Here is a 2,534-nt window from a genome sequence, read left to right on the forward strand (position 1 = left end):
CTCCTGAGACCGCACACGTCACCGTGGTTCGATCGCATCGTCGAGACATTGTGATGCGGAAATTCCGGCGCGTCGCCGAGGTCGACGTCGTGAACGGACGAGGCGGTGACGGAGGCGTGGACGTCTCCGTCACTTACCCCGACGGCCGGCTCGTTATCTACCAGTTGAAGTATTACCCCGAGGGCATGTCCGGCGGGTTCGTGGGACGTCGAGACAAAGTCAAGAAGTCCTTCGTGCGGGCGGTGAAGGAACAGGAGCCGCACGAATGGGTTCTGGTAGCCCCATGCAGCAACTTCACCACCCCCGAGAAGGGCTACATAAGACGCCTGCCCGAAGCCTTCACTCCAGCGGGGAAACGTCGACCCACTGTGGGATGGATGGGTCGCGCAGAGCTCAATCAGATGCTCATCGACTATCCCGAAGTGGACCGATGGTTGACGCTCAACCACTACCGACGCACCCGGCAGATCTTCGAGCAGGAACAGACCGCAGCCCAGCGGTTGGAATGCTAATGGAGATCCGGTTCCTCGAGGACGGTGAAGTCGTAGCCGCCGAGGAAGGAACGGTCACGGAGGTCCGCCAAGGAACTCACGGCTTAACCAGCGTGATGTCGTTCTGTGGGAGCCGGCTCACGGTGGCCGCAGAGATTCCGTATCGAGCCACGTCCGGCCAAGCGTCGTCGATGGACGTCGGATACAAGATTCGCGGGCTCAGTCCGCGCTCTGTCGCCGAACTGTTCAAAGTTCTTCTCGGCCTTCGCACATCCAAAGAGGTCGAGTTCCACATCGACGGCCGATTCCTGACCAAATACGGCCGATCTAGCGACGAAGTTGACAACGAAGACCCCGACTTGAAAGAGCAACTCATGGTCTACCGGTTCGCTGAGGACCTGGCCGCAGTCCTCGCATATACAAGGCAGAGCATGACGCTTCCCAACGGCTTCAGTGGGAACGACCGGGTCCATGCCCGGGTTGCCCGACTGCTACTTGATGGCCACATTGTGGCCTCGGCCCTGGCGCGAGGAGTCCGCGGACGCCTTCCCGACAGCGCTGAGCCCACCCAGGAGATCCGCAACACCCTGACAGAACGACGAAACATCCACTGGCCGGCTGGCCGGTACACCGCTCCGATCGTGGGCCGGAACTTTGACCTTCAAACGCTGGGAGATCTGCTCTGGACTCCACGCCGGCGACCACCGCCGGTCGGCACGGTGCGGCTTGTTGAGCCCCTTCCACGGTGGTGGCGTGGGGCCCGCAGCGATCGTGCCATCGGGACGGCGGACAACGCCGGCCAGGCGGTGCTGTACGTACTCCCGCAACTCGACGTGGGCCACGAGCTTCGCTGTTTTCGGGCGCTTGGCGGCCTGCTGGGCTTTCCACTGCGCCACCAACGCCCGATACTCAAGCTTCCCGCTCCTGGTTGCGGCGTTGCGCCGTAGCTCACGCGAGATCGTGGCCGGACTGCGCCCGATCCGCCGTGCGATCTCACGCACCCCACAATCCTGAACGCGAAGCAGCGCGATCTCTTCCCGTTCCGCGAAGGATAGATAGCGGCCCGAAGGCTCATCCAGACTCAGCGGCCTCATACCGCCAGCGTGGCGGAACCACCGTGTACCCACCGGCACCGACACACCGACAGCGATCGATGCCTGCGCCGTGCTCACCCCCGTCGCGACCACCCGCCAAAACTCACGTTGCACCTGCCGCGACGGCTCCGGCCGCCCCGGCGATCGCATCGCCGGCCGAAGTGCACGATCAGCACGCCACTGTCGACGAACACCTACCGGCACATCGCTGGTCTTCCTGCTCCAGTCCGCTGTAACCACGCCGCACACCTCCGAGAATCAGGGTGTTGCGACGACCAGTTGAATCCGCCCGTCGACCCACGATCGGCGTGGAAAATCAGCTTCTGCGCATCGTCATCACGCCATATCGCCTGCATACCGCCCCGCGTGGCGACCGCCATCTCGATCGCCGCACACGCCAACGCTGCATCCGGGTGACGACTGGTGGCCGCCCCCAGCAGGCGGCGACTGTAGAGGTCGATGACCGTGGCCAGATACAGCTTGCCCGCCGCGGTCGGGATCTCGGTGATGTCGCCGACCCACCGCTGATCGGGGCACTGTGCGGTGAAATCGCGACCCAACAAATCGGGGAACTTCGGGGCGGTCTTGTCCTGACGGGTCAGCCCGTTGCGCCGGCGGATCCGCCGCGCGACCAGGCCCTGACGACACATCGAATCAGCGACAGTCTTCTCGGTCACCGTCCACCCGTCAGCACGCAGATCCGCATGCAGGCGCGGTGACCCGTGCAGGCCGCGGGCCTTGTCGAACGCCACCGCCACGGCCCGGTCGATGGTGTCCCGGCGATAGNGCACGCAGATCCGCATGCAGGCGCGGTGACCCGTGCAGGCCGCGGGCCTTGTCGAACGCCACCGCCACGGCCCGGTCGATGGTGTCCCGGCGATAGCCCCGGGTGATGTGCAAACCCGTTGCCTCACCCGGGGATTGGGCCCGCCTCCTTCACCCACAGGAC

1 protein-coding gene and 2 pseudogenes are annotated in these 2,534 nt (G+C 64.6%); 1 reads left to right on the plus strand and 2 read right to left on the minus strand.

Annotation, left to right across the window (positions count from 1 at the left end):
- Window positions 1-512: hypothetical protein (locus tag AMD30_RS24135; RefSeq protein WP_231632846.1), on the plus strand; the 512-nt coding region annotated here is incomplete at its 5' end.
- A gap of 632 nt (window positions 513-1,144) precedes the next feature.
- On the opposite strand, the pseudogene AMD30_RS25335 reads toward AMD30_RS24135, so the two are convergent.
- Window positions 1,145-1,735: pseudogene (locus AMD30_RS25335) on the minus strand (transposase); the annotation flags it as partial.
- 140 nt (window positions 1,736-1,875) lie between these two features.
- Window positions 1,876-2,439: pseudogene (locus AMD30_RS24145) on the minus strand (DDE-type integrase/transposase/recombinase); the annotation flags it as partial.
- Window positions 2,440-2,534 lie beyond the last annotated feature (95 nt).

Source organism: Gordonia sp. HS-NH1 (assembly GCF_001418765.1).
Lineage (GTDB): Bacteria > Actinomycetota > Actinomycetes > Mycobacteriales > Mycobacteriaceae > Gordonia.